Below are 20,589 nucleotides of genomic sequence, written 5' to 3'. Positions count from 1 at the left end.
CGGGCGCGCGGGAGCCTTCCCGCGCGCCCGCCCTCATTTCGTGGCGACCACACTTTTTAGGGAGACTGATTGGCGAATCACCAGCTTGATGCACGCAAGTACTTTGAGGTGGGAGAGGGATCCACCGGCGAGTACGCCCCCGCCCCGCTCGAGGAGGAGATCCCGCGCGCCGCGGGCAAGGGCCTGGATGGCATCGCTCGCGCCCCGGAGATGGATCGGCATGAGCACATCATGGCGATCCGTAACGGAGACTTGGGTTCGTTGCATTCGTGGGAGCTCGTGACCGCGATGGACGGCCCGGGCACGCGCATGACCGTCTTCTTCGCCGGCTGCCCGCTGCGCTGCCTGTACTGCCACAATCCCGACACGCTCCACGCCCGCGAGGGCACCGTCGCCACCCCGGAGGCGATCCTGGATCGCGTGGGCCGATACAAGGCCGTGTTCAAGGTGACCAACGGCGGCGTGACATTCTCCGGCGGTGAGCCGCTCATGCAGCCGGCCTTCCTTGCCAAGCTGTTGCGTGGGGCGAAGGAGATGGGGATCCATACCGCGATCGATACCTCCGGCTTTCTAGGGCGCAACCTCAGCGACGAGATGATGGCCGACACCGATCTGGTGCTCCTCGACATCAAGTCCGGCCTGCCCGACTACTACGAGCGCACCACCGGCCGCGCGCTCCAGCCCACCATCGACTTCGGCCACCGCCTCTCGGACGCCGGCAAGGAGATTTGGGCCCGCTTCGTGCTGGTGCCGGGCCTGACCGACGACGTCGACAACATCGAGGCCGCCGCCGAAATCATGAAGGAGTTCAGCACGCTCACCCGCGTGGAGGTGTTGCCCTTCCATCAGATGGCGCGCGACAAGTGGGAGTCGCTCGGCATGGAATACCAGCTCAGGGACGTCCAACCGCCCGCGAAGGAGCACACGGACCTGGTCCGCGAGATCTTCCGCTCCCATGGGCTGACCACATTCTGACGCGCATAAGGATGCGCCGGGCTACCTCGCCCGGCGCATTTTTGTCCCCGCTCGCGCCAGGCCCGGCTGGGTGCCCGACAGAACTCGTGAATATACCGGCTGACGATTGCTATAGGCGCCTGGTCGGCCCGAGGTTCACGACTTGTGACGGGGTGACCCGCAAGAGCCGGTCTCAGGGCCTGGCTCAGGCCGGGCGCGGGCCGAAGATGGCCGTGCCTACCCGCACCAGCGTGGAGCCCTCGGCTACCGCGATCTGAAGATCGTGGGTCATACCCATCGACAGCTCGGCCGCGCCCTCCAGCCCCGGCAGCTTGCGCATCTGCTCAGACAGTTCGCGCGTGAGGGCGAACGAGGCGTGGATGTCGGCTGCGTTGGTGGTGTGGGCGCCGATGGTCATGAGCCCGTCGATGCGGATGAGGCCAAGCTCGGCGATGCGCCCCGCGATGTCGATGAGCTCTTCGGGCGCGCATCCCGACTGCGTGTCCGCGCCCGCGGAGTTGACCTGGATGAGGACGGGGTAGGGGCCCTCGGCGAGGCCCTCATCGATGCGCGCCTCCTGGCGGCGGGCGATCCGCACGGCCTGCTTGACCGAGTCCACGGTGTCGATGCGGTCCGCATGATCCATCGCCGTGCGCAGCTTATTCGACTGCACCGGCCCGATCACCGTGTGCGTGGCGAGCACGCCCGCGCCCGCGAGCTTGGCCGTGGACTCCACGAGCTGGGGGACCAGGTTGTGGCCGAACGTGGTGATCCCGCACGCGGCCGCCTCCAGCAGGTTTTCCAGTGGCTGATGCTTGGCCGCCACCTGCAAAGTCACCGAGCCGGGTGCTCGGCCGGCGGCCTGCTCGGCGCGGGCAATGGCCTCGCGCACGGAATCGATGTTCGCGCTGATCATGGTCCTCCTAGCGCTCATCTAACCGAATCATGTGAAGAACCAGAACCCCGGTGTCGTCGGAGGCGTCCAAGTCCACGAGCGCCCACATCGCCCACGTCATCTCCGCTTCGCCGGTCTCCGGCTCTGCCGAGCCCTCATCGTCGAGGATCTGCATGACCAGCCACAGGCGGCCCGGCTTGTGGCCCTCGAGCCAATCTGAGGCCTCGTCTTCGCCCATGCCGGCCTGGAGCAGGTCCGCATACGAGGGGTCCTCGAGGATGGAGAAGAAGCGCTCCGAGCGTGAATCGGCGGTGGTGCCGAGCCGGGCGTAGACGTCCCAGTACGGGTCGATCGCGTCGGCCCAGCGGTCGGCGTCCCACGCGGGGTCGAGCCGAGCCAGGTAGCCGAAGTCGTCGCGGTCGAGCGCCTCGACCCGGGCGAACATGGCGTTGCGGACGGCCGTGCGCAGGGCGTGCTTGTTGCGCGTGAAGGTGATGTTGCCGTCCGTATCCGCGCCGAAAGCGGCCTCCTCGCCAGTCGTGCCATCGCCCGCCAGACCCGTGATCTCGTCCAGGGTCAGCCGCCCGTCGGCGATCGCCTCCCACTCGTCCAGCAACGAGGAATCAATCGAGCGCACCAGCCGCCCCAGCCAGCCGATGATCTCCTCTACCTCGTCGTTGCGGTACTCGTGCGGCACGCTCTGGCGCAATGCCCGGTAAGTGTCCGTGAGGTAGCGCAGCACCACGCCCTCCGAGCGCGCCAGGTCATAGCGCGAGATGAGCTCGGTGAAGGTCATGCCCTCTTCGATCATCTGCCGTACCACCGACTTCGGCTCCAGCTCGTGGCCAGCTACCCACGGGTTCGTCTTCGCATACATCTGCAAGGCGGGCTCAAGCAGCTCCGCCAGCGGGCGCGGCCACGTGACCTCATCAGCCAGCGCCATCCGCTCGTTGTAATCCACGCCCTCGGCCTTGAGCTTGCCGATCAGCTCCCCGCGCGCGGTTTTGCGCTGGGCAACAAGCACCGGGGTGGGGTTTTCCTGCACGGCCTCCATCACCGAGACGACGTCGAGCGCGAAGTCCGCATCCTCCGGGTCGAGCAGGTCGAGCGCTGCCAGCGCAAATGGTGCCAGCGGGGAGTTGAGGGCGAAGTCGTCCGGCACGTCCTTCGAAAAGTGAATCGCCGGGCGGCCGGGGTGCTCGGCACGCCAGGCGCGGTCCTCGTGCGTAATCACCTCGGCCGTGCGAAGCGAGGCGTAGATATCCAGCGCCTGACGCACGAACTTATTGCGCGGCGTAGCCGGCTCATGATTATCGGTGAGGATCTTCGCGATCGCCGGCACCGGGTCCGGGCGCTGGAGCAAGTTGAGGATCATCGCGTGATCGACCCGGAAATGCGACGTCAGCTTCTCCGGCTGGGCCTCCCGCAGCCGCTCGAACGTCTTCTGCGACCACGACACCTCCCCGTCCGGCGGCTTGACCTTCTGCACCCGCTTGATCCGCGCCGGGTCATCCCCGGCCTTGCGCAGGCGCCGCGCGTTTTCGACGTCGTGCTCCGGCGCTTGCACGACGACGTAGCCCACCGTGTCGTATCCCGCCCGGCCCGCGCGCCCGGCGATCTGGTGGAACTCGCGCGCGCCGAGATTGCGCATCTTCGCGCCGTCGAACTTCACCAGCGACGTGATGAGCACCGTGCGGATCGGCACGTTAATGCCCACGCCCAGCGTGTCCGTGCCGCAAATGACCACTAGCAGGCCCGCCTGGGTGAGCTTTTCCACCAGACGGCGGTAGCGGGGGAGCAGACCGGCATGGTGGACGCCCACGCCGTTGCGCAGCATCTTCGACAGGGTCTGGCCAAAGCCCGGGCTGAACTTGAAATTGCCGAGCGCCGCGCGGATGCGTTCACGCTGATCGCTCGAGATGAGCGAGGTGGACATCAGCGCCTGGGCCTGCGCCACCGCCTCCCGTTGCGAGAAATGCACCACGTACACCGGGGCCATGTGCGTGGCCACCAGCTCCTCGATCACCTCGCTCACCGGCTCCGTGGAGTAGGTGAAGTGCAGGGGGACCGGGCGGACGGCATCGTCGACGATCGAAACTGGGCGGCCCGTGCGTCGCTCAAGGTCCTCGACAAAGAACGACGTGTCGCCCAAGGTGGCCGAAAGCAGAATCTGCTGCGCCTGCGGCAACTCCAGCAGCGGCACCTGCCAGGCCCAGCCACGCTGCGGGTCGCCGTAGAAGTGGAATTCGTCCATGACGACGACGCCGACATCCGCCTCCTCGCCCTCGCGCAACGCGATGTTGGCCAGGATCTCCGCCGTGGCGCAGATGATCGGGGCGCCGGGGTTGATCGAGGAATCGCCCGTGATCATGCCGACGTTATGAGCGCCGAACTGGCCGATGAGGTCAAAGAACTTCTCCGACACGAGCGCCTTGAGTGGGGCCGTGTAGTAGGCCGTGCGGCCGGTGGCCAGGCCCGCGAAAAGCGCCTGCGCGGCAATCAGCGACTTGCCCGAGCCGGTGGGTGTGGCGACGATGACGTGGTCGCCGGCAACGATGTGCAGGAGGGCCTCCTCCTGATGCGGGTACATCCGCTTGCCCGAGGACTCGAAGGCGTCCGTGAAGGCCTCCAGGATCGAGTCGGGGGAGGGGTCAAGGCCGTGGTCATCTTCCAGACGGTCAAGGGCGTGGTTAAGGATCATGGGAGAGTCTCGGGGTCGATGGTTGGCGAGTCGGCGGGGGCGGCGCCAGTGGCGTCGTTCGTGCGGCGGGCTCGGGCGACGGCGCGCCAGGACTCGGCGGCAAGCAGGGCCAGTGCGAGCACAATGAGGATCGCGCGCTCGGTGGAGTTGGCCCGGAAGGCGAAGAACGCCAACAAAATCGCGCCGAACACGATGAGCGGGTTAAACGTGGAGCGCCAAAACAAGCGTTGCAAGGTTCCCACGGCTATCCTCCCAGTTGGCTACCGGGTTATCATATACGAAAGGCGACCAGCCTGAGCTGATCGCCTTTCCTTGGTACACCGCCTGGGACTCGAACCCAGAACCCTCTGATTAAGAGTCAGATGCTCTGCCAGTTGAGCTAGCGGTGCGCAACGATGTTTTACTGTAGTCCCGCACAGGCGCTTCGCGCAAATTGATCGGGCACATTTCCGCTGTGAACTGGGGCACCACTGGTGGGTGTGGGCTGCGGTGCGGGCTGGGGCGCCGGTGTGGGAGGGCCGCGAGGCGCCGGGGTGGGCGCGAGGCGAGGGGTGGCGTCGCGAATCGTGTGACGGCGTCATGTGACGCGGACTTACCCCGTTGTCGCGCGCCGGAGCGGCAAATCCATTAGAATCGCAGGCGTGGCTCAACCAAGAGTTTTTCTAGCGACCTCCGAGAATCTGCCCAACCTGTCCGAGGACGAGCAGGGCCTTCCCGATGCCTTGCGCGATCGCGGGATTGAACCCGTGGTGGCCGTCTGGTCCGACCCGTCGGTCAACTGGGGGCAATCCGACCTCACCGTGGTACGCTCCGTGCGCGACTACGCCAAGGCGCCCAAGCAGTTCATGAAGTGGGCCTACTCGGTGCCGCGCATCGCTAACTCGGCGAAGACCATGGAATGGAACATGGACAAGCACTACATGCAGGCACTGGAGAAGCTGGGGTTGCCCGTCATCCCCACCGTCTGGCTCGAGCCCGAGCAGCGCCTGTCCAAGCAGCAGATCCACTCCCGCTTCCCCTCCTACGGTGACTTCGTCATCAAGCCCGCGGTGTCATCGGGCGGGCGAGGCACCGGGCGCTACACCGCCACTGACGCCACCTCCCGCGGCGAAGCCATCCTCCACGCCCAGTACGAGCTCAACGCCGGACGCTCCGTCATGGTCCAGCGCTACCTGGAGGACATCGACGTGGCCGGAGAGACCTCGCTTGTGTACCTCAACGGGCTGGCCTCCTACCAGGTGGAAAAGGATCCGATGCTCCACCCGCGCTACCGCAACACCAGTGAGGCCGGGGTGGTGGAGGAAGTCGTGCGCGCCACTGAGGCCTCCGAGGAGACTTGGCGCTGGGGCGAACGAATCCGCCGCGCCCTGCACGCCCACATCAAGAACATGTCCGGCCGCGACGAACTCCTCCTGTTCAACCGGGTGGACCTGGTGCGCGGTGCGCCGGACTCCGAGGAAGAGTTCTACGTCATGGAAGTCTCGCTCATCGACGGCCAGCTCTACCTGTCCCAGGACGAGGACCACCTCACCCGCTTCGCCGACGCCATCCAAATGCGCGCCTTCTGGTGATGTGCTTCACCGCCGCCGTTTAGGCGGGGTGGGGCCTGGCTTGATATAGTTTCAATTCGTTGCCGTGGCGAAAGCCAACGCGCATGGTGGCTGTAGCTCAGTGGTAGAGCACCTGGTTGTGGTCCAGGGGGTCGCGGGTTCAATCCCCGTCAGCCACCCCACACAAATCCCCGGAATCTCAACGAAAACTGAGAAACCGGGGTTCTTTCTTTCCCCGCCGTGCAACCAACGTGCAACCATGAAACCAAAACCGTGAGTGTTGTCGTCCTCGTCGTCCCGCTCACCCTCGTGGTCGCCCTTGACGCCGCCGGTAGAGCCTAGGCGCCCTACATTCCAAGCCGGGGCGGCATCGACGAACTCACCGACGACGACAGCGGCGGATTAAAGAAAACTGGACGATTTCGGGGCGATCTCCTCATATAAGAAGATCGGCCCGAAAACGTCCAAAATATTCTAATCCGGGGCCGGAGTGGCTACTTATCGGCGGCCCGGTCCCGAGTCAGGTCCGCCAGGATTTCCTTGGCGGCGGCCCGGGACTCCTCGGTGCTCGGCCCTTCGCCGGCGGGCATGAGGATGGCCCGGTAGTAGCGCAGTTCGTCGATGGAGTCGTAGATGTCGCCGAGCGCGGTGTGGTTGCCGGTCTTCTCGGGGGAGGCGAAGTACACGCGCGGGAACCAGCGCTTGGCGAGCTCCTTGATGGAGGACACGTCGATCACCCGGTAGTGCAGGTGGTCGACCAGCAGGGGCATGTCGCGGGCGAGGAAGGTGCGGTCGGTGCCAACCGAGTTCCCGCCGAGCGGGGCCTTGCGCCCTTCGGGTACGAAGCGCTTGACGTAGGCCAACACCTGCTCTTCGGCGTCGGCCATATTGAGCCCGCCGTCCCACTCGTCGATGAGGCCGGTGACAGTGTGCATGTTGCGGACGAAGGGATCCATTTGGGCTACGGCCTGCTCGGAGGGTTTCATCACCAGGCGAAGGCCGGCGTCGAGCGGGTTGAGCTGGGCGTCCGTGACAACCACGGCGATTTCTACCAGCGAGTCGACCTCGAGATCGAGGCCCGTCATTTCACAGTCAATCCAGACAATTGGCGTGTCGTTATTCATGCTCACGCACCCATTCTAGCAAGCGCCCCCAGCAGGACTCGAACCTGCGACACATGGCTTAGAAGGCCACTGCTCTATCCGCTGAGCTATGGAGGCAATCAGTTTATGATACCGCCGGCGCCGGCGAGCGGGTCAAATGGCGGGGAGCCCAATCGATATTTAGGTCCTTTTGGGACACAATAGAGGTGTGAGTACTCCAGCATTTTCCCGTGCCAGTTTGGCTGGCCTCGTCACGCGCACGATCGACGAGCTTCGCAAGGTCGAGCTGCCGTTGGAGATGCCGGGGGCGCGGGAGTTGATGGAGTCGCGTCAGCAGTTGCTGACCCAGCTGGAGAGCCGGATCTTGCCGCATCTGCATTCGGATGAGCTCCCGGCGGTGATCGTGTTTGGCGGTTCGTCGGGGGCGGGTAAGTCCACGCTGGTCAATTCGTTGATCGGCCGGGAGGTGTCGCCAGCGTCGGTGCTGCGCCCCACGACGCGCACGCCCGTCATGATTATGCACCCCAGCGATTTTCCGAAGATGGAGAGCCACGCGCTTGCCAAGATGGGCAAGTATGAGCCGGTGGACTCGGGCATTGAGGGCATCGTGATTGTGGACGCGCCGGACCTCGATTCGGTGGACGACGCCAACCGCGCCCTATCTTCGCGCCTCATCGACGCGGCAGACCTGTGGGTATTCGTCACCACAGCCTCCCGTTACGGCGACGCCGTGGCATGGGACACGCTCCAGGTAGCTAATGCGCGCGGGGTGACGTGTGCGGTGGTGCTGGACCGGGTGCCGGCGTCGGCGCTGTCGGTGGTGCGGCGCGACCTGGCCGAGCGCATGGGCCGGATGGGCTTGGCAGAGAGCCCGCTGTTTATTGTTCCCGACGCCGGGGCGCACGAAGGCCTGCTGCCCGAGGAGTACGTGGCGGATTTGCGTCAGTGGCTGGAGGTGGTGGCTCGTACGAAGGCAGCCGATTCGTTGGTGGCTCGAACCACGGCCGCGACCCTGCCGCAGTTGCGCCGCGATCTGCTCGTGTTGGCCGACGCGGTGGAGGCCCAGGAGCACGCGCTGACTGACCTCAAAGATAAGGCGGTTGAGGGCGCCCACGCCCCGCTGGAGAAGCTGGCCACGAACATCGAGCATGGCCGGTTTGGGCAGGGAGCGCCGACCACGTCATGGCTGTCGCTGGCGTCGACGGGCGGGCCGCTGGCGGGCATGGTGGCGGGCCGCAAGCCGAATGTGTTCGGCCGTCGTAGTGGAACGCGCGACCGGGCGATGACCACGGTTTTTGACGCGGTGGCCACCTCGGTGGGCGTGGCGCTCACGCAAGGTTTGACGGCCGCTCGGGCGAACGTGGATCAGGCGTGGGCGTTCGACGTCGTCAACACCTCCGACCTGCGTCAGCGCGCGAACGAGCGGCTGGACCTGGATGCGATCGCGCAGCGCGCGGTGGACGCATGGAAGGCTGACCTGCTGGCCAAGTACGTGCCGGATAACCCGTGGCTGGGCAAGTCGGGGCAGGCGGCGCTGCTGGGTGCGGCGGCCGCCGGCATTTCGGGTGCGCGCAAAGCGGCGGAGAATCTTGGGGCGAAGGCTGAGGTGCGGGAGGCGCGTGAGGACCTGTCGGCCCGGGTGCGGGGCGCGATGGATGAGCTGGTAGCCGCCTATACCGGCGTCGTGAACGAGATAGATGTGGGGGACGCGGCCTCGCTGCGGTTGCGCGCCACCGAGTTTTTACACCGATAGGGGATGTATGGATCGCCAGGCAGATGAAGAGGTCATTGGGCGGCTGAAGGCATTGCAACGCGCGGTGGGTGCGGGCGGGCCCTACTTCGACCAGTTTGTGGCCAGCCGCGCCCAGGACGATCTGCGCCGCGCCCAGGAGCGGATGCGGCTCGGGCTGGACACCACGGTGGCGGTGCTGGTGGGTGGCACGGGTTCGGGCAAGTCGACCATGTTTAACGCGATCACGGAGCTGGATTTCGCGGACTCGGGTGATATTCGTCCGACGACGGAGCGGGCGGCCGCCTGCACGTTCGACGTGGACGCGAGCGAGTTGCTCGACTACCTTCAGGTGGATCCGGACCGCCGGATTGAGCATTCGTCGATCTTGACGGTGGGCAATGACCGGCTGGACGGGCTGGTGCTGCTCGATTTGCCGGACCATGATTCGGTGGCGCTCGCGCACTCGGCGCAGGTGGATCGCCTGCTGCCGATGGCGGACCTGCTGATCTGGATTGTGGATCCGCAAAAGTACGCGGACGAGGTGCTGCACAAGGGCTTCTTCGAGACGTTGGGTGGACGGCAGGAGGCGATGGTCGTGGTGATGAACCAGATCGACCGCGTGCCGGCTGACCAGCGCGCTACCCTGCTCGGCGACCTGCGTTCCCTGCTCGACCGTGACGGCCTGACCGAGGTGCCGATCCTTGGGGCGTCGGCGCTGACGGGGGAGGGCGTGGACGCGGTGCGTGACCTGCTGGCCCGGGCCGTGGCTGGCCAGTCCTTCAACGCGCGCACGGCCGCCGCTGAGCTCGACGCAATCGCGGGCCGCCTGCGGGCCAACGTGGGCCGGGAGGAGCCGGACGTGGACGGGCAGGCCGTGGCCGATATCAATGACAGGATCGTGCGTTCTTCGGGCATCCCGTCGGTGGTGGAGTCGATCCGGGTGTCGGGCCAGTCTTACCAGGCGTCCGCGCTGGTGGTGCCTGAGCAGCCGGCGAATACGATGGTGCACGCAATACGCGACGCGTGGGTGGCGCACGTGCGTACCGGCCTGCCACCCGTGTGGCAGGAGGCCGTGACGAGCGCGGTGTCGCCCGCTGATCGCTTCCGCCGCGCGCTGGGTGCGGCTATTCGCACGACGCCGTTGCCGGACATCTCCCGCACCCCGGCTTTCGCTGGGCTCGTTGGGGGAGTGGCTCTCGCGGTGGGGGCCGTGGTGTTTGCGGTGCTTGGCGCGATGGGCACTGGGGTGACGATCGGCGTCGTGGCGGGCGGTGTGGTGCTGGGCTTGCTGGTGGCGTGGCTGGGCAAGAGCGCGGTGGTGCGGAGCGCGGCGCGCGCGGCCGCGGCCTACGAGCGCAACGTGCGTGAGGCCGTGGGCGAGGCAACCGAGGAGCATTTGGTTGCCGGCCCGCGCGAGATTCTCTCCCAGCACCGGCAAACGCGCGAGGCACTTGACTCCGAGGTGTTCGCGGGCACGGCGTAAAAGCGCGGGATTACGCGAAAAAAGTTCTCCACAGGTGGCGTTCGTGGCTGCGTGACCCCATTTTCGGGGTAGTCCGAAAACGCGGCGTCGCGGAAATTGGCAAAGTCGGAAGTGCCACTTTCCAGCAATGAAGGAGAACTGATGAACGACACCATTGTCACCATCCGCGGATGGGTGGGAGGCGTGCCACGCCACTATGACCCAGAAGGAAACGAGGCTATGCCCGTGACCTTCCTCAACGTGGGCGTGACCCCACGCTACTATTCTCGCGTCCACAGCGAATACAAGGAGGGTGTGACCACCTGGTACTCCGTGCGGTGCTATGGGCGCCTGGCGAAGAACGCCGCCGGCTGCCTGAGCAAGGGAACGCCGGTGCTCGTGCGCGGCAGGCTGAGCCAGCGCGAATGGGTTGACGCCAGCGGGGTGGTCCACTCATCGTTCGACGTGAATGCCGACTCGATCGGGGTGGAGATCTCCACCGGTGTTGCTAACTACGTCAAGGTGCTGAAGAACCCGCCGGGCGACATGCGAGACGATCGATGGCGGACCGAGCCGAAGGGCGAGGGTGCCGAGGGCGAGGCGGGCGCCGATGGCGAAATGGGCGGCAGTGAGCCGGGCGCTGACGTCGTCGACATCGCCGGGCTCGACCAAGACGCGTTCGAGGCGGACGATGTCGACGCAGACGACGCCGCCCTCGAGGCCGAGCTGGAGGAGGACGAGCTGGTGTAGACGCGGCGGGCTCGCGTCGGGTGATCAAAAGCCCAGGCGCGGGCTTTTGCCGCCCGGGGAGGATAAATTAGGCTTGAGCTAGTATCCAAGACGACTATGGGAGTACTGTGGCTGAGTTTATTTATCAGATGATCAAGGCCCGCAAGACGGTGGGCGACAAGGTCATCCTGGACGACGTGACGATGGCGTTCTACCCCGGTGCGAAGATCGGCATGGTGGGCCCCAACGGTGCAGGTAAGTCCACGATTTTGAAGATCATGGCCGGACTCGACCAGCCTTCCAACGGTGAGGCCCGGCTCTCGCCCGGCTACACGGTGGGAATCCTCCTGCAGGAGCCGCCGCTGACCGAGGATAAGACGGTGCTCGAGAACGTCCAGGAGGGCGTGGCTGACATCCTGGCCAAGGTCGAACGCTTCAACGCGATCGGCATGGAGATGGCCGAGCCGGACGCGGACTTTGACGCGCTCATGGATGAGATGGGCAAGCTCCAGCAGGAGATCGACGCGGCGAACGGCTGGGATATTGACGCCCAGTTGCAGCAGTCGATGGACGCGCTACGCTGCCCGCCGCCGGACACGCCGGTCAACGTGCTCTCGGGTGGCGAGCGCCGCCGCGTGGCGCTGTGCAAGCTCCTGCTCGAGGCGCCGGACCTGCTGCTGCTCGACGAGCCGACCAACCACCTGGACGCCGAGTCGGTGCTCTGGCTCGAACAGCACCTGGTGAAGTACCCCGGTGCGGTCATCGCCATTACACACGACCGCTACTTCCTGGACAACATGGCCGAGTGGATCGCGGAGGTGGACCGCGGCAAGCTCTACCCGTACGAGGGCAACTACTCTACCTACCTGGAAACGAAGGCCCAGCGCATCAAAGTCCAGGGCCAGAAGGATGCCAAGCTTCAAAAGCGCCTGAAGGAGGAACTGGAGTGGGTGCGCTCCTCGGCGAAGGGCCGCCAGGCGAAGTCGAAGGCGCGTCTGCAGCGCTACGAGGAGATGGCTGCCGAGGCCGAGCGCACGCGCAAACTCGACTTCGAGGAGATCCAGATCCCGCCGGGGCCGCGCCTGGGCAACCTAGTGATCGACGCGAAGAAGCTGAAGAAGGGCTTCGGGGAGCGCGTGCTCATCCAGGACCTGTCCTTCAACCTGCCGCGTAACGGGATCGTGGGCATCATTGGCCCGAACGGCGTGGGTAAGACCACCCTGTTCAAGACCATCGTGGGCCTCGAGCCACTGGACGAGGGAGAGCTGCGCATCGGCGAAACGGTCAAGCTGTCGTACGTCGATCAGACGCGCGCCGGCATTGACCCGGACAAGACGCTGTGGGAGGTCGTCTCTGACGGGCTGGACTACATCCAGGTGGGCAACGTGGAGATGCCCTCGCGCGCCTACGTCTCGGCGTTCGGTTTCAAGGGTGCCGACCAGCAGAAGAAGGCCGGCATCCTCTCCGGTGGCGAGCGCAACCGCCTCAACCTGGCCCTCACCCTCAAGCAGGGCGGCAACGTGATCCTGCTCGACGAGCCGACCAACGACCTCGACGTCGAAACTCTTGGCTCGCTCGAAAACGCGCTACTCGACTTCCCGGGCTGTGCCGTGGTCATCACCCACGACCGCTGGTTCCTCGACCGCGTGGCCACCCACATCCTGGCCTGGGAGGGCACGGAGGAGGAGCCCTACAACTGGTACTGGTTCGAGGGCAACTTCGAATCCTATGAGAAGAACAAGGTCGAGCGCCTGGGGATCGACGCCTCGCGCCCCGCGTCCTCGACCTACCGCAAGTTCAAGCGCGACTAGCCTTTGCTCCTGCGGTTTTCCGCAGGGTGCGCCTACGACGCCGTCAGCACCGGTTTCGACGTGAGCCGGGCTGACGGCGTCGTTGGCTATGCGCCACGAACGCGGCGGGAGCACATAGCGTCAGAAGCGCGCACGCTAGGAGCGCGGCCCTACGCGGCTGCGCTGCGGGAGCGGACCATACCCTCCTGGGACATCGTGGCCACGTGCTTGCCGTCTTGGAAGAAGCGCGCGAGGCTCAGGCCGCGCCCGCCCTGGGCGGAGGGCGAGGTGAGTTCGGCGAGGATCCAGTTCGACATGTTGACGTCGCGGTGCCACCAGATCGAGTGGTCGAGCGTGGCGAGCGACAGGTTGGGGCTCATCCAGAACAGGCCATGGCGGCGCAGGACGGGTTCGAGCATGAACTGGTCGGTGGAGTAGGCCAGCAGGGCCCGGTGCATGAACTGGGATGCCTCGGGCATCGGGTTGCGCAGGCGGAACCAGATGAGGGTGCGGTCGGTGCGCGCGCTCGCGGGCTTGACCCAGATCGGGCCGTCGACATGGCGGAGGTCGGTGGCGTTGGTGGAGTTCATGATCCGGCCCACGGGGTTGTCCATGTTGGCGAAGTAGTCGGCGGAGGAGGGTAGGGATTCGGGGGCGGGCGCGTCGGGCATGGGCGTTTCGTGTTCCATGCCGTCCTGGACCTCTTGGAACGACGCGCGGGCCGTGAGGATCGTCTTGCCGTTTTGGGAGGCGTGGACGCGGCGCGTGGAAAATGAGCGGCCGTCGAGGACCTCTTCCACGTCGAGCTGGGTGGGAACATCGAGCTTTCCGGGGCGGAGGAAGGCCGCGGTGATGGAATGGATTTGGCGGCCGAGGTACTCGTCGGCCACGGTGGCATGCGCGGCCACAACTGCCTGGGCGAAGACCTGCCCGCCGTACACGCGCCCGGAGACCTGGTTGAGGTTCGTCCCCTCGTAGGAGCCGGGTTCGCGTTCTTTCATCTTCAGCGTGCGAAGCACGGAGGACAGCGGCTCGTCGTTGGTCTCAGGCACGGGCAGATATGGCATTTTTCCTCGCTTTCGCAGTGGCGGACGCGGTCATGTACCCATCCTACTCTTCGGTAACTTTGCAAACTACTTTTACGCTTTCGTCAAAGAATTGTGATCTGGCTAAACTTGGGCCTAGCACAAAGAAGGAGATGCAATGTCGCATGAGGTAAACCGAGACCTGCTGAAGGCCCTGGCTGAGGGCTACGGGGTGGCGCTCGATTTTTGGGATTTCGATGGTAACTTCCGGGAAGTGTCTACCTCGACCTTGATCTCTGTCCTCGCCGCGATGGGCGTGGATGCCTCGAGCGACGAGTCGATCCGCGCTGAGCTCAAGGCACGCGACGAGCGGCCGTGGCGGCGGGTTCTGCCGCACTGCACGATCGCGCGCGATGACCGGGAAACCACCTTCCAGGTCCACGTGCCCCACGGGTGCTCGGTGCAGGTGGAGATCATTGTGGAGGGCGGCGGCACGATCGGTGCCCGCCAGATCGATGACTGGGAGCTGCCTCGCGACATCGACGGTGTCCTGACCGGCCAGGCCTCCTTCGTGGTGCCCGTGGGTACGCCGCTGGGTTATCACAAGCTACGCGCGCGGGTGATGGACGGTGGGGAAGAGCGCGTGGAGGAGGCGAGCCTCATCGTTACCCCCACCCGTCTCGACGTCGAATCACGGCTTCGCGGGCGCGCCTGGGGCATGATGGCCCAGCTGTACTCCACGCGTTCGCGCCAGTCGTGGGGCATTGGGGACGCGGCGGACTTGGCCGAGATGGGCTCGCTGTTTGGCGAGCTCGGCGCCGACTTCCTGCTGGTCAACCCCCTGCACGCGGCCGAGCCGATCGAGCCGATGTCACCCTCGCCCTACCTGCCGGTGACCAGGCGCTTCTTCAACCCCGTCTACATCCGGCCCGAGGACATCCGCGAGGTCGCCTACCTGTCTGGCCCCGAGCGGTCGCTGGTGACGTGGGCGAGTGAGAACGTGAAGAAGATGTCGCTGGAGAACGAGCTCATCGAGCGCGACGCCGCCTGGAAGGCCAAGCGTGAGGCGCTCGACGTGATCTTCGCAGCCGGGCGCTCCCAGGCCCGCCAGCGCGACTTCGACCGCTTCCGCGAGATGGAGGGCCAAGGCCTGGAGGACTTTGCGCTGTGGTGTGCACTGGTGGAGAAGTACGGGGATGAGTTCCCCGACCAGCTGCGCGACATCAACTCCCCGCACGTGGCGCGCGAGCGCCGCGAGCTTGCGGACCGCGTGGACTTTTGGGCGTGGCTGCAGTGGGTGATGGACGAGCAGCTGAGCCGAGCGCAAAACGAATCGCGAGCGGCCGGCATGCGGATCGGCGTCTCGCATGACTTGGCCGTGGGCGTTCACCCCAAGGGCGCCGACGTGTGGATGCTCCCGGACGCCTTCGCCAGGGGGATCGGGGTTGGTGCCCCGCCGGACATGTACAACCAGCAGGGCCAGAACTGGTCCCAGCCACCGTGGCGCCCCGACTCGCTCGAGGAGATGAGCTACGCCCCGCTGCGCGACATGGCCCGCACGGTCATGCGCCACGCCGGGCTGCTGCGCGTGGATCACATCATGGGCCTGTTCCGGTTGTGGTGGATCCCCGAGGGCTCGGCGCCCACCGAGGGCACGTACGTGCGCTTCAATCATGAGGCGATGGTGGGCGTGCTGCTGCTCGAGGCGCACCGTGCCGGTGTGGTCGTGGTGGGCGAGGACCTTGGCACCGTGGAGCCGTGGGTGCGCGAGTACCTGCGCGAGCGCGGGATCTTCGGCACGTCCGTGTTTTGGTTTGAAAAGGACGAGGGCGGCTGGCCGATCCACCCGCAGGACTTCCGCTCGGACGCGATGGTGTCGGTGGACACGCACGACCTGCCACCGGCCGCCAGCTACTTGGCCGGCGAGCACGTGGACCTGCGCGAGAGCCTCGGCCTGCTCGTCAAGCCTGTGGAGGAGATGCGCGCCGAGGCGCGCGAGGAGCGAGATCGGGTCATGGCCCGCCTGCGCGAACACGGCCTGATCGGGGAGGACCCCTCGGAGCGCGAGGTGGTGGAGGCCCTGCACGCGTACATCGTGCGCACGCCCGCCCCGATCCTGCAGGTGTCGCTGGTCAATGCCGTGGGCGAGCGCCGGGCCCAGAACCAGCCGGGCACCGACCAGGAGTATCCCAACTGGCGCCTGCCGCTTGCGGACGGAACCGAGCAGGTGGTGCTCGTGGAGGAGCTGGCCACGAACCCGCGCCTGCAGTCGCTCGTCGCCAGGCTCAACCAGGAACTGGAGAGCACTCGCTAGTGGACCTAGATGAGCTCCTCGCCGCGGTGGGCGGGGCTGAGAACGTACGCAAGGTGGATATGGCCCTGGCCCGCATCCGCGTGGGCGTAGTGGACAAGGACCTGGTGGACAAGCCACGCCTGGAGCGGATGGGCGCGATCGGCGTGGTGGTCCAACGGCGAGCCGTGCAGCTCATCTTCGGCCCGGAGGCCGAGCAGATCGGCATGGACCTGGCCCGGCGCCTCTTCGGCGAGCCCGAGGAGTAGCGGCCCGGCCGGGGTCAGAGGCGGTGGTCGTACATGCCGATCGCCTGCATGAGGGCGAACATGGTCACGGGGCCGACGAACGTGAAGCCCAGCCGCTTGAGTTCCTTGGCGAGCTCGGCTGACTTCGGCGATCGGCCCGCATCCGGCCCCTCCCCATACGGGTCGTCTGGCGCGAAAGACCACACGAGCTCGGCGAGCGACTGGCCTGCCTCCTCCAACGCCACGGTGGCCTTCGCGTTCGTGATCGCTGCCCGGATCTTGCGCTCGTTGCGGATGATGGCCGGGTCGGCGAGGAGGCGCTCGACGTCGTCCTCGGTGAAAGCGGCCACGACGCCGGGGTCGAAGCCGGCAAAGGCCTGTCGGAAGGCCGGGCGCTTGCGCAACACGGTCTCCCACGAGAGTCCCGACTGGAAGCCCTCGAGCACGATGCGCTCGAATATCTCGGCAGAGTCGGTGACGGGAAAGCCCCACTCCTGGTCGTAGTAGTCGCGCAGGAGGTCGGATGTGTTAGCCCATGAGGGTCGTATCTGGTTCATGGTGACATCCTACGAAAACCCGCAAGCCTAACCCGCCGATAATGCGTGGATTGTGGATGCGGGCCCCGCATCCACAATCCACGGACAACTTCCTGGCGTGAGGGTAGCAAAAACGCGCGGGTGTGAATCGCCGCACCCGCGCGCTTCGGTACCGTGCCACCAGCTTCGGTGCTCAAGTCGTGCGCCGGCCGGGCCCGTGTCAGCTAGGCCGAACGCGCGGCGTCGCAGGCCTGGGCCGCCGCGGCCCGCTGGGCGTTGCTCAGCCGCTCTAAGACCATGCGGCGCAGCGCCGGGGCCGCCTCCGCGTTCTCGTCCAGCCACTGCTGGGTGCGCGCCACGAGGTCCACCCCGAGGTCCAGCCCGTTGAGCGGGGCGGGGTAGACGAGGTTGACGAAGTTCTGCGAGAACTCAAGCGTCCGGTTCTCCCACTGGTTGAGGATCTCACCGAAGAAGCGCTCCACGTACGGCACGAGCAGCTCCGGATTGCCCTCGGTGAAGCCCCATCCCAGCGCGCGCTGCACGGAGTTCGAGGTCTTGCCGCCCACGATGTCCTCCCATGCGCGCTCCTTGGCGCCCGCGTCCGAGATCGACGCCCGGGCACGGGCCGCCCCCGCCGCTCCCGACGCCGTGTTGTCACGCTCGGCCAGCTCGGCGGCGATGGTTGCCTCATCCACGCGCCCAGCCGCGGCCAGGCGGCGCAAAATGTCCCAGCGGAAGTTGGCATCCACGGCCAGCCCGGCCGGGACGTTGTCGTCAGACAGCCACCCGGCCACGAGGTCGAGCTGGCTGTCCCCGCTCATAGTGACGGCGGCCATCGCGATCTGAAGCTGGCGATCGGAGGCAGGCTCGGTGGTGGCGAGGATCTCGAATAGGCGCGCGGCCACCTTTTCCTTGAGCTCCGGTCGGTTCGCCGGCGCGGAGTATAGCTCAGTGGCGGTCTGCAGCTGGGAGAGCAGGTAGCGCAGCACCGTGCCGTGGTCCTCGGTCTCGAGAGCACGCAGGGCGAGCTCCACGTAGTCGGTGGCGGGCAGCTCGGCGTCGCGGCACATGTCCCACATGGAAGCGAGCACGAGCGTGCGCGGGAGGCGATCGGTGAAGGCGTTGATGTGATCGCGCGCCGTGGCGGCCGACCGTTCGTCGAGGCGCACCTTGGCGTAGGCGAGGTCGCCGTCGTTGATAAGGAAGAGGTCGGGGCGGCGGGTGCCCGCCAGCTCGGCCACCTCGGTCAGCTCCCCGTCGATGTCGAGCTCAACGTTCACCACGCGCTCGAGCTTACCGCCCTCCAGGGCATACCCGCCGACCCCGATGCGGTGCGGGCGCAGCGAGGCGTGCTCGTCGCATGTCTGGCGGATAGCGAACCGCGTGATCGTCTCCCCGTCGGCCTCGATCACCGGGGTGAGCGTGTTGATACCGGCCTCCTCGAGCCACAGCTTCGACCAGGCCTTGAGGTCGCGCCCGGAGGCGGCCTCGAGTTCCACCAACAGATCCTCCAACGTGGCGTTGCCCCACGCCTTCTTCTTCAGGTAGCGTGAGACGCCGGTCATGAACTCGTTGTAGCCCACGTAGGCCACGAGCTGCTGGAACACGGAGGCGCCCTTGCCGTACGTGATGCCGTCAAAGTTGACCATTACGTCCTCCAGGTCGCGGATCTCGGCCGCGATCGGATGCGTGGAGGGCAGCTGGTCCTGAGCCTGCGCCCACACCTTCTCCGAGGCGTTAAACGTTACCCATGCGTCCGTCCAGCGCGTGTTCTTTGCGGTGGCCACGTGGCTCATGAACTCGGCGAACGATTCGTTCAGCCACAGGTCATTCCACCACTTCATCGTCACCAGGTCGCCGAACCACATGTGGGCCAGCTCGTGGATAATCGTGATCGCCCGACGCTCCACCAGGGCGGCGGTGGGGCGGGAGCGGAAGACGTAGTCATCGAGGATGGTCACGCAGCCCGGGTGCTCCATGGCGCCCGCGTTGAACTCGGGCACGAAAATCTGGTCGTACTTGCGGAACGGGTAGGGCACGTCGAACTCGTTTTCGAACACCTCCATGCCCTGGATCGTGATGTCAATGCACTCCTGGGCGTCCAAGTACTCGCCGAGCGAGGCACGGGCGTAGACGCCCATGGGGATGACGCGCCCGTCGGTGGACGTGTAACTGCCCGTGCCACCTACGTACGGGCCGGCCACGATCGCGGTGAGGTAGGTGGAGATGCGCTCGGTGGGGGTGAACTCCCAGCGCGCCACGCCGCCTCCGAGCGGGGTGGGCTCCGGTGTCGGAGATACCGAGAAGATTTTCCAGCTTTCCGGCGCGTCCACCACGAACGTGAACTGGGCCTTGAGGTCGGGCTGCTCGAAGTTGGCATACATGCGCCGCGCGTCGGGCACCTCAAACTGCGAGTACAGGTAGACCTGGCCGTCGGCCGGGTCGACGGCGCGGTGCAGGCCCTCGCCCGTGTGCGAGAAGGGGCAAATCGCTTCCACGTACAGCTCGTTGTCCGTCGCCAGGTTCGGCAACGGGATGCGCGAATCGGCGTACGAATCGACGGGCAGTTCCTCGCCGTTGAGGCGGATCGCCAGGACCTCGTCCGCGATGAGGTCGATGAACGACGACGCGCCCGGGGTTGCCGCGAAACGCACGGTGGTGGCCGAGCGGAACGTCTCCTCTCCGGTGAGGTCGAGTTCGACCCGGTAGGTCTCGGTCTGGATGAGGTCCGCGCGCTCGCTCGCTTCGGCGCGGGTCAAGTTGGTGCCGGGCATGGTGTCCTTTCTCTTGCCGGTGCTGGCCTGATATCCAAGGATACTCAGGCGGGCCGCCGCGGCCCAACGCGTCAATTCGCCGCTGGCGTAGCTGTGGAAAGCGTGGGCGCAGAGGGGAAGAATGGGGCCATGAGCGACAACGTAGATTTCTGGTTTGACCCGTCCTGCCCGTGGACTTGGATCACCTCCCGGTGGCTCGTGGAGGTTTCCGAGCTTCGCGACCTCAACATCACCTGGCACTCCTTCTCCCTGTGGGAGCTCAACCGCGGCCGCGAGCTCGACCCCGGCTACCGCGCACACATCGACGAGCTGCGCGGCTTCGGCCGCGTCACGATGGGCGTGGAGATCGAGGCGCCCGAGCGGCTCGCGCAGTTTTACACCGTGCTGGGCGCGGCCATCCACAATGAGGGTGCCGACAAGAACGACGCCGCCCTTGCCGCCGCGCTCGCCGCCTCCGGCCTCGATGCCTCCATTCTCGAGCGGGCCAACGCCGGGGAATACGACGAGGCGCTCGCCGCCTCCACCCGCGCGGCCCTGGAGAAGGTGGGCGACGACGTCGGCGTACCCATCATCGCGGTTGGCGACACGGCCTTCTTCGGGCCAGTCATGTCGCCCGCCCCACACGGGGAGGAAGCCGCCCACGCCTGGGACGGCACCCTGGCGCTCGCTAAAACCCCGGGCTTCTTCGAGCTCAAGCGCTCGCGGGATGTGGGGCCGATCTTCGACTAGCCCCGCGCCCGAAGGCGTGTTGGACGCAAGTGAATATGAAGGAGGGGGTTGGCCCGCGGGCCAACCCCCTC

16 protein-coding genes and 3 tRNA genes are annotated in these 20,589 nt (G+C 66.2%); 10 read left to right on the top strand and 9 right to left on the bottom strand.

The annotated features are described in order from the left end of the window. Positions 1–69: 69 nt before the first annotated feature. Positions 70–975 (top strand): pyruvate formate-lyase-activating protein, encoded by a 906-nt coding sequence (pflA, locus tag HMPREF3174_RS03845; RefSeq protein WP_070446115.1) that lies wholly within the window; start codon positions 70–72, stop codon positions 973–975. Between the two features lie 184 nt (positions 976–1,159). Here the strand turns inward: pflA and HMPREF3174_RS03840 are convergent, their stop codons facing one another. The 4 genes from HMPREF3174_RS03840 to HMPREF3174_RS03825 form a co-directional block, all read right to left on the bottom strand. Continuing rightward, complete coding sequence (locus HMPREF3174_RS03840) at positions 1,160–1,870, bottom strand: YggS family pyridoxal phosphate-dependent enzyme (RefSeq protein ID WP_168160559.1); 711 nt, start codon at positions 1,868–1,870, stop codon at positions 1,160–1,162. 7 nt (positions 1,871–1,877) lie between these two features. Continuing rightward, positions 1,878–4,550 carry a DEAD/DEAH box helicase gene (locus tag HMPREF3174_RS03835; protein WP_070447986.1) on the bottom strand — a complete coding sequence of 891 codons (2,673 nt, stop codon included), beginning with the start codon at positions 4,548–4,550 and terminating at the stop codon, positions 1,878–1,880. Beyond that, positions 4,547–4,792 (bottom strand): hypothetical protein, encoded by a 246-nt coding sequence (locus tag HMPREF3174_RS03830; RefSeq protein WP_143602133.1) that lies wholly within the window; start codon positions 4,790–4,792, stop codon positions 4,547–4,549. The genes HMPREF3174_RS03835 and HMPREF3174_RS03830 overlap by 4 nt, the downstream gene beginning before the upstream one ends. Before the next feature lie 71 nt (positions 4,793–4,863). Next, positions 4,864–4,939 (bottom strand) — tRNA-Lys (locus HMPREF3174_RS03825). Between the two features lie 252 nt (positions 4,940–5,191). Here HMPREF3174_RS03825 and HMPREF3174_RS03820 point away from each other — a divergent pair. Together HMPREF3174_RS03820 and HMPREF3174_RS03815 are read left to right on the top strand one after the other, a co-directional pair. Further along, positions 5,192–6,121, top strand: coding sequence for an ATP-grasp domain-containing protein (locus HMPREF3174_RS03820; RefSeq protein ID WP_070447984.1), 930 nt, complete (start codon positions 5,192–5,194; stop codon positions 6,119–6,121). An 86-nt stretch (positions 6,122–6,207) separates the two neighbouring features. After that, positions 6,208–6,282: transfer RNA gene (locus tag HMPREF3174_RS03815), tRNA-His, on the top strand. A 312-nt stretch (positions 6,283–6,594) separates the two neighbouring features. Here the strand turns inward: HMPREF3174_RS03815 and orn are convergent. Both orn and HMPREF3174_RS03805 read right to left on the bottom strand, forming a co-directional pair. Continuing rightward, positions 6,595–7,224 carry an oligoribonuclease gene (orn, locus tag HMPREF3174_RS03810; protein WP_068539203.1) on the bottom strand — a complete coding sequence of 210 codons (630 nt, stop codon included), beginning with the start codon at positions 7,222–7,224 and terminating at the stop codon, positions 6,595–6,597. Positions 7,225–7,247: 23 nt separating this feature from the next. Then, a tRNA-Arg gene (locus tag HMPREF3174_RS03805) sits at positions 7,248–7,320 on the bottom strand. A gap of 91 nt (positions 7,321–7,411) precedes the next feature. On the opposite strand from HMPREF3174_RS03805, the gene HMPREF3174_RS03800 reads away from it, so the two are divergent. The 4 genes from HMPREF3174_RS03800 to ettA all read left to right on the top strand — a co-directional run bounded on the left by HMPREF3174_RS03800 (position 7,412) and on the right by ettA (position 12,937). Further along, positions 7,412–8,956 carry a dynamin family protein gene (locus HMPREF3174_RS03800; RefSeq protein WP_143602134.1) on the top strand — a complete coding sequence of 515 codons (1,545 nt, stop codon included), beginning with the start codon at positions 7,412–7,414 and terminating at the stop codon, positions 8,954–8,956. A gap of 7 nt (positions 8,957–8,963) precedes the next feature. Then, positions 8,964–10,418, top strand: a complete 1,455-nt coding sequence (locus tag HMPREF3174_RS03795; RefSeq protein ID WP_083297677.1) for a GTPase — start codon at positions 8,964–8,966, stop codon at positions 10,416–10,418. A 141-nt stretch (positions 10,419–10,559) separates the two neighbouring features. Next, the gene (locus HMPREF3174_RS03790) at positions 10,560–11,147 is read left to right on the top strand and encodes a single-stranded DNA-binding protein (protein WP_062614209.1); all 588 of its coding nucleotides are present in this window, start codon (positions 10,560–10,562) and stop codon (positions 11,145–11,147) included. A gap of 107 nt (positions 11,148–11,254) precedes the next feature. After that, positions 11,255–12,937, top strand: a complete 1,683-nt coding sequence (gene ettA, locus HMPREF3174_RS03785) for an energy-dependent translational throttle protein EttA (protein ID WP_062614210.1) — start codon at positions 11,255–11,257, stop codon at positions 12,935–12,937. Positions 12,938–13,086: 149 nt separating this feature from the next. Here the strand turns inward: ettA and HMPREF3174_RS03780 are convergent, their stop codons facing one another. Beyond that, on the bottom strand, positions 13,087–13,983 hold the full coding sequence (locus tag HMPREF3174_RS03780) for an acyl-CoA thioesterase (RefSeq protein WP_062614211.1): 897 nt from the start codon (positions 13,981–13,983) through the stop codon (positions 13,087–13,089). Positions 13,984–14,119: 136 nt separating this feature from the next. Here HMPREF3174_RS03780 and malQ point away from each other — a divergent pair, with 136 nt between their 5' ends. Both malQ and HMPREF3174_RS03770 read left to right on the top strand, forming a co-directional pair. Continuing rightward, on the top strand, positions 14,120–16,255 hold the full coding sequence (malQ, locus tag HMPREF3174_RS03775) for a 4-alpha-glucanotransferase (protein WP_062614212.1): 2,136 nt from the start codon (positions 14,120–14,122) through the stop codon (positions 16,253–16,255). Next, positions 16,255–16,500, top strand: a complete 246-nt coding sequence (locus HMPREF3174_RS03770) for a PTS sugar transporter subunit IIB (protein ID WP_062614213.1) — start codon at positions 16,255–16,257, stop codon at positions 16,498–16,500. Before malQ ends, HMPREF3174_RS03770 begins: the two co-directional genes overlap by 1 nt. 14 nt (positions 16,501–16,514) lie before the next feature. Here the strand turns inward: HMPREF3174_RS03770 and HMPREF3174_RS03765 are convergent, their stop codons facing one another. Both HMPREF3174_RS03765 and pepN read right to left on the bottom strand, forming a co-directional pair. Further along, positions 16,515–17,036, bottom strand: a complete 522-nt coding sequence (locus HMPREF3174_RS03765; protein ID WP_062614214.1) for a DNA-3-methyladenine glycosylase I — start codon at positions 17,034–17,036, stop codon at positions 16,515–16,517. A 203-nt stretch (positions 17,037–17,239) separates the two neighbouring features. Further along, positions 17,240–19,789: an aminopeptidase N gene (gene pepN / locus HMPREF3174_RS03760; protein WP_070446121.1), complete on the bottom strand. Its 2,550-nt coding sequence runs from the start codon at positions 19,787–19,789 to the stop codon at positions 17,240–17,242. Positions 19,790–19,918: 129 nt separating this feature from the next. Here pepN and HMPREF3174_RS03755 point away from each other — a divergent pair, with 129 nt between their 5' ends. Beyond that, positions 19,919–20,518, top strand: a complete 600-nt coding sequence (locus tag HMPREF3174_RS03755) for a mycothiol-dependent nitroreductase Rv2466c family protein (RefSeq protein ID WP_070447983.1) — start codon at positions 19,919–19,921, stop codon at positions 20,516–20,518. Positions 20,519–20,589: the final 71 nt, after the last annotated feature.

Origin of the sequence: Trueperella sp. HMSC08H06 (genome assembly GCF_001808465.1) — a bacterium.
Taxonomy (GTDB): Bacteria; Actinomycetota; Actinomycetes; order Actinomycetales; family Actinomycetaceae; genus Trueperella; species Trueperella bernardiae.
This window is presented reverse-complemented; position numbering and strand designations above follow the sequence as displayed.

Bases quoted from the DNA above. Each gene is read 5' to 3' on its own strand.
- HMPREF3174_RS03840 (WP_168160559.1), bottom strand. From the start codon at position 1,870: ATGATCAGCGCGAACATCGATTCCGTGCGCGAGGCCATTGCCCGCGCC.
- HMPREF3174_RS03835 (WP_070447986.1), bottom strand. From the start codon at position 4,550: ATGATCCTTAACCACGCCCTTGACCGTCTGGAAGATGACCACGGCCTT.
- orn (WP_068539203.1), bottom strand. From the start codon at position 7,224: ATGAATAACGACACGCCAATTGTCTGGATTGACTGTGAAATGACGGGC.
- HMPREF3174_RS03795 (WP_083297677.1), top strand. From the start codon at position 8,964: ATGGATCGCCAGGCAGATGAAGAGGTCATTGGGCGGCTGAAGGCATTG.
- HMPREF3174_RS03790 (WP_062614209.1), top strand. From the start codon at position 10,560: ATGAACGACACCATTGTCACCATCCGCGGATGGGTGGGAGGCGTGCCA.
- HMPREF3174_RS03780 (WP_062614211.1), bottom strand. From the start codon at position 13,983: ATGCCATATCTGCCCGTGCCTGAGACCAACGACGAGCCGCTGTCCTCC.
- malQ (WP_062614212.1), top strand. From the start codon at position 14,120: ATGTCGCATGAGGTAAACCGAGACCTGCTGAAGGCCCTGGCTGAGGGC.
- HMPREF3174_RS03765 (WP_062614214.1), bottom strand. From the start codon at position 17,036: ATGAACCAGATACGACCCTCATGGGCTAACACATCCGACCTCCTGCGC.
- pepN (WP_070446121.1), bottom strand. From the start codon at position 19,789: ATGCCCGGCACCAACTTGACCCGCGCCGAAGCGAGCGAGCGCGCGGAC.
- HMPREF3174_RS03755 (WP_070447983.1), top strand. From the start codon at position 19,919: ATGAGCGACAACGTAGATTTCTGGTTTGACCCGTCCTGCCCGTGGACT.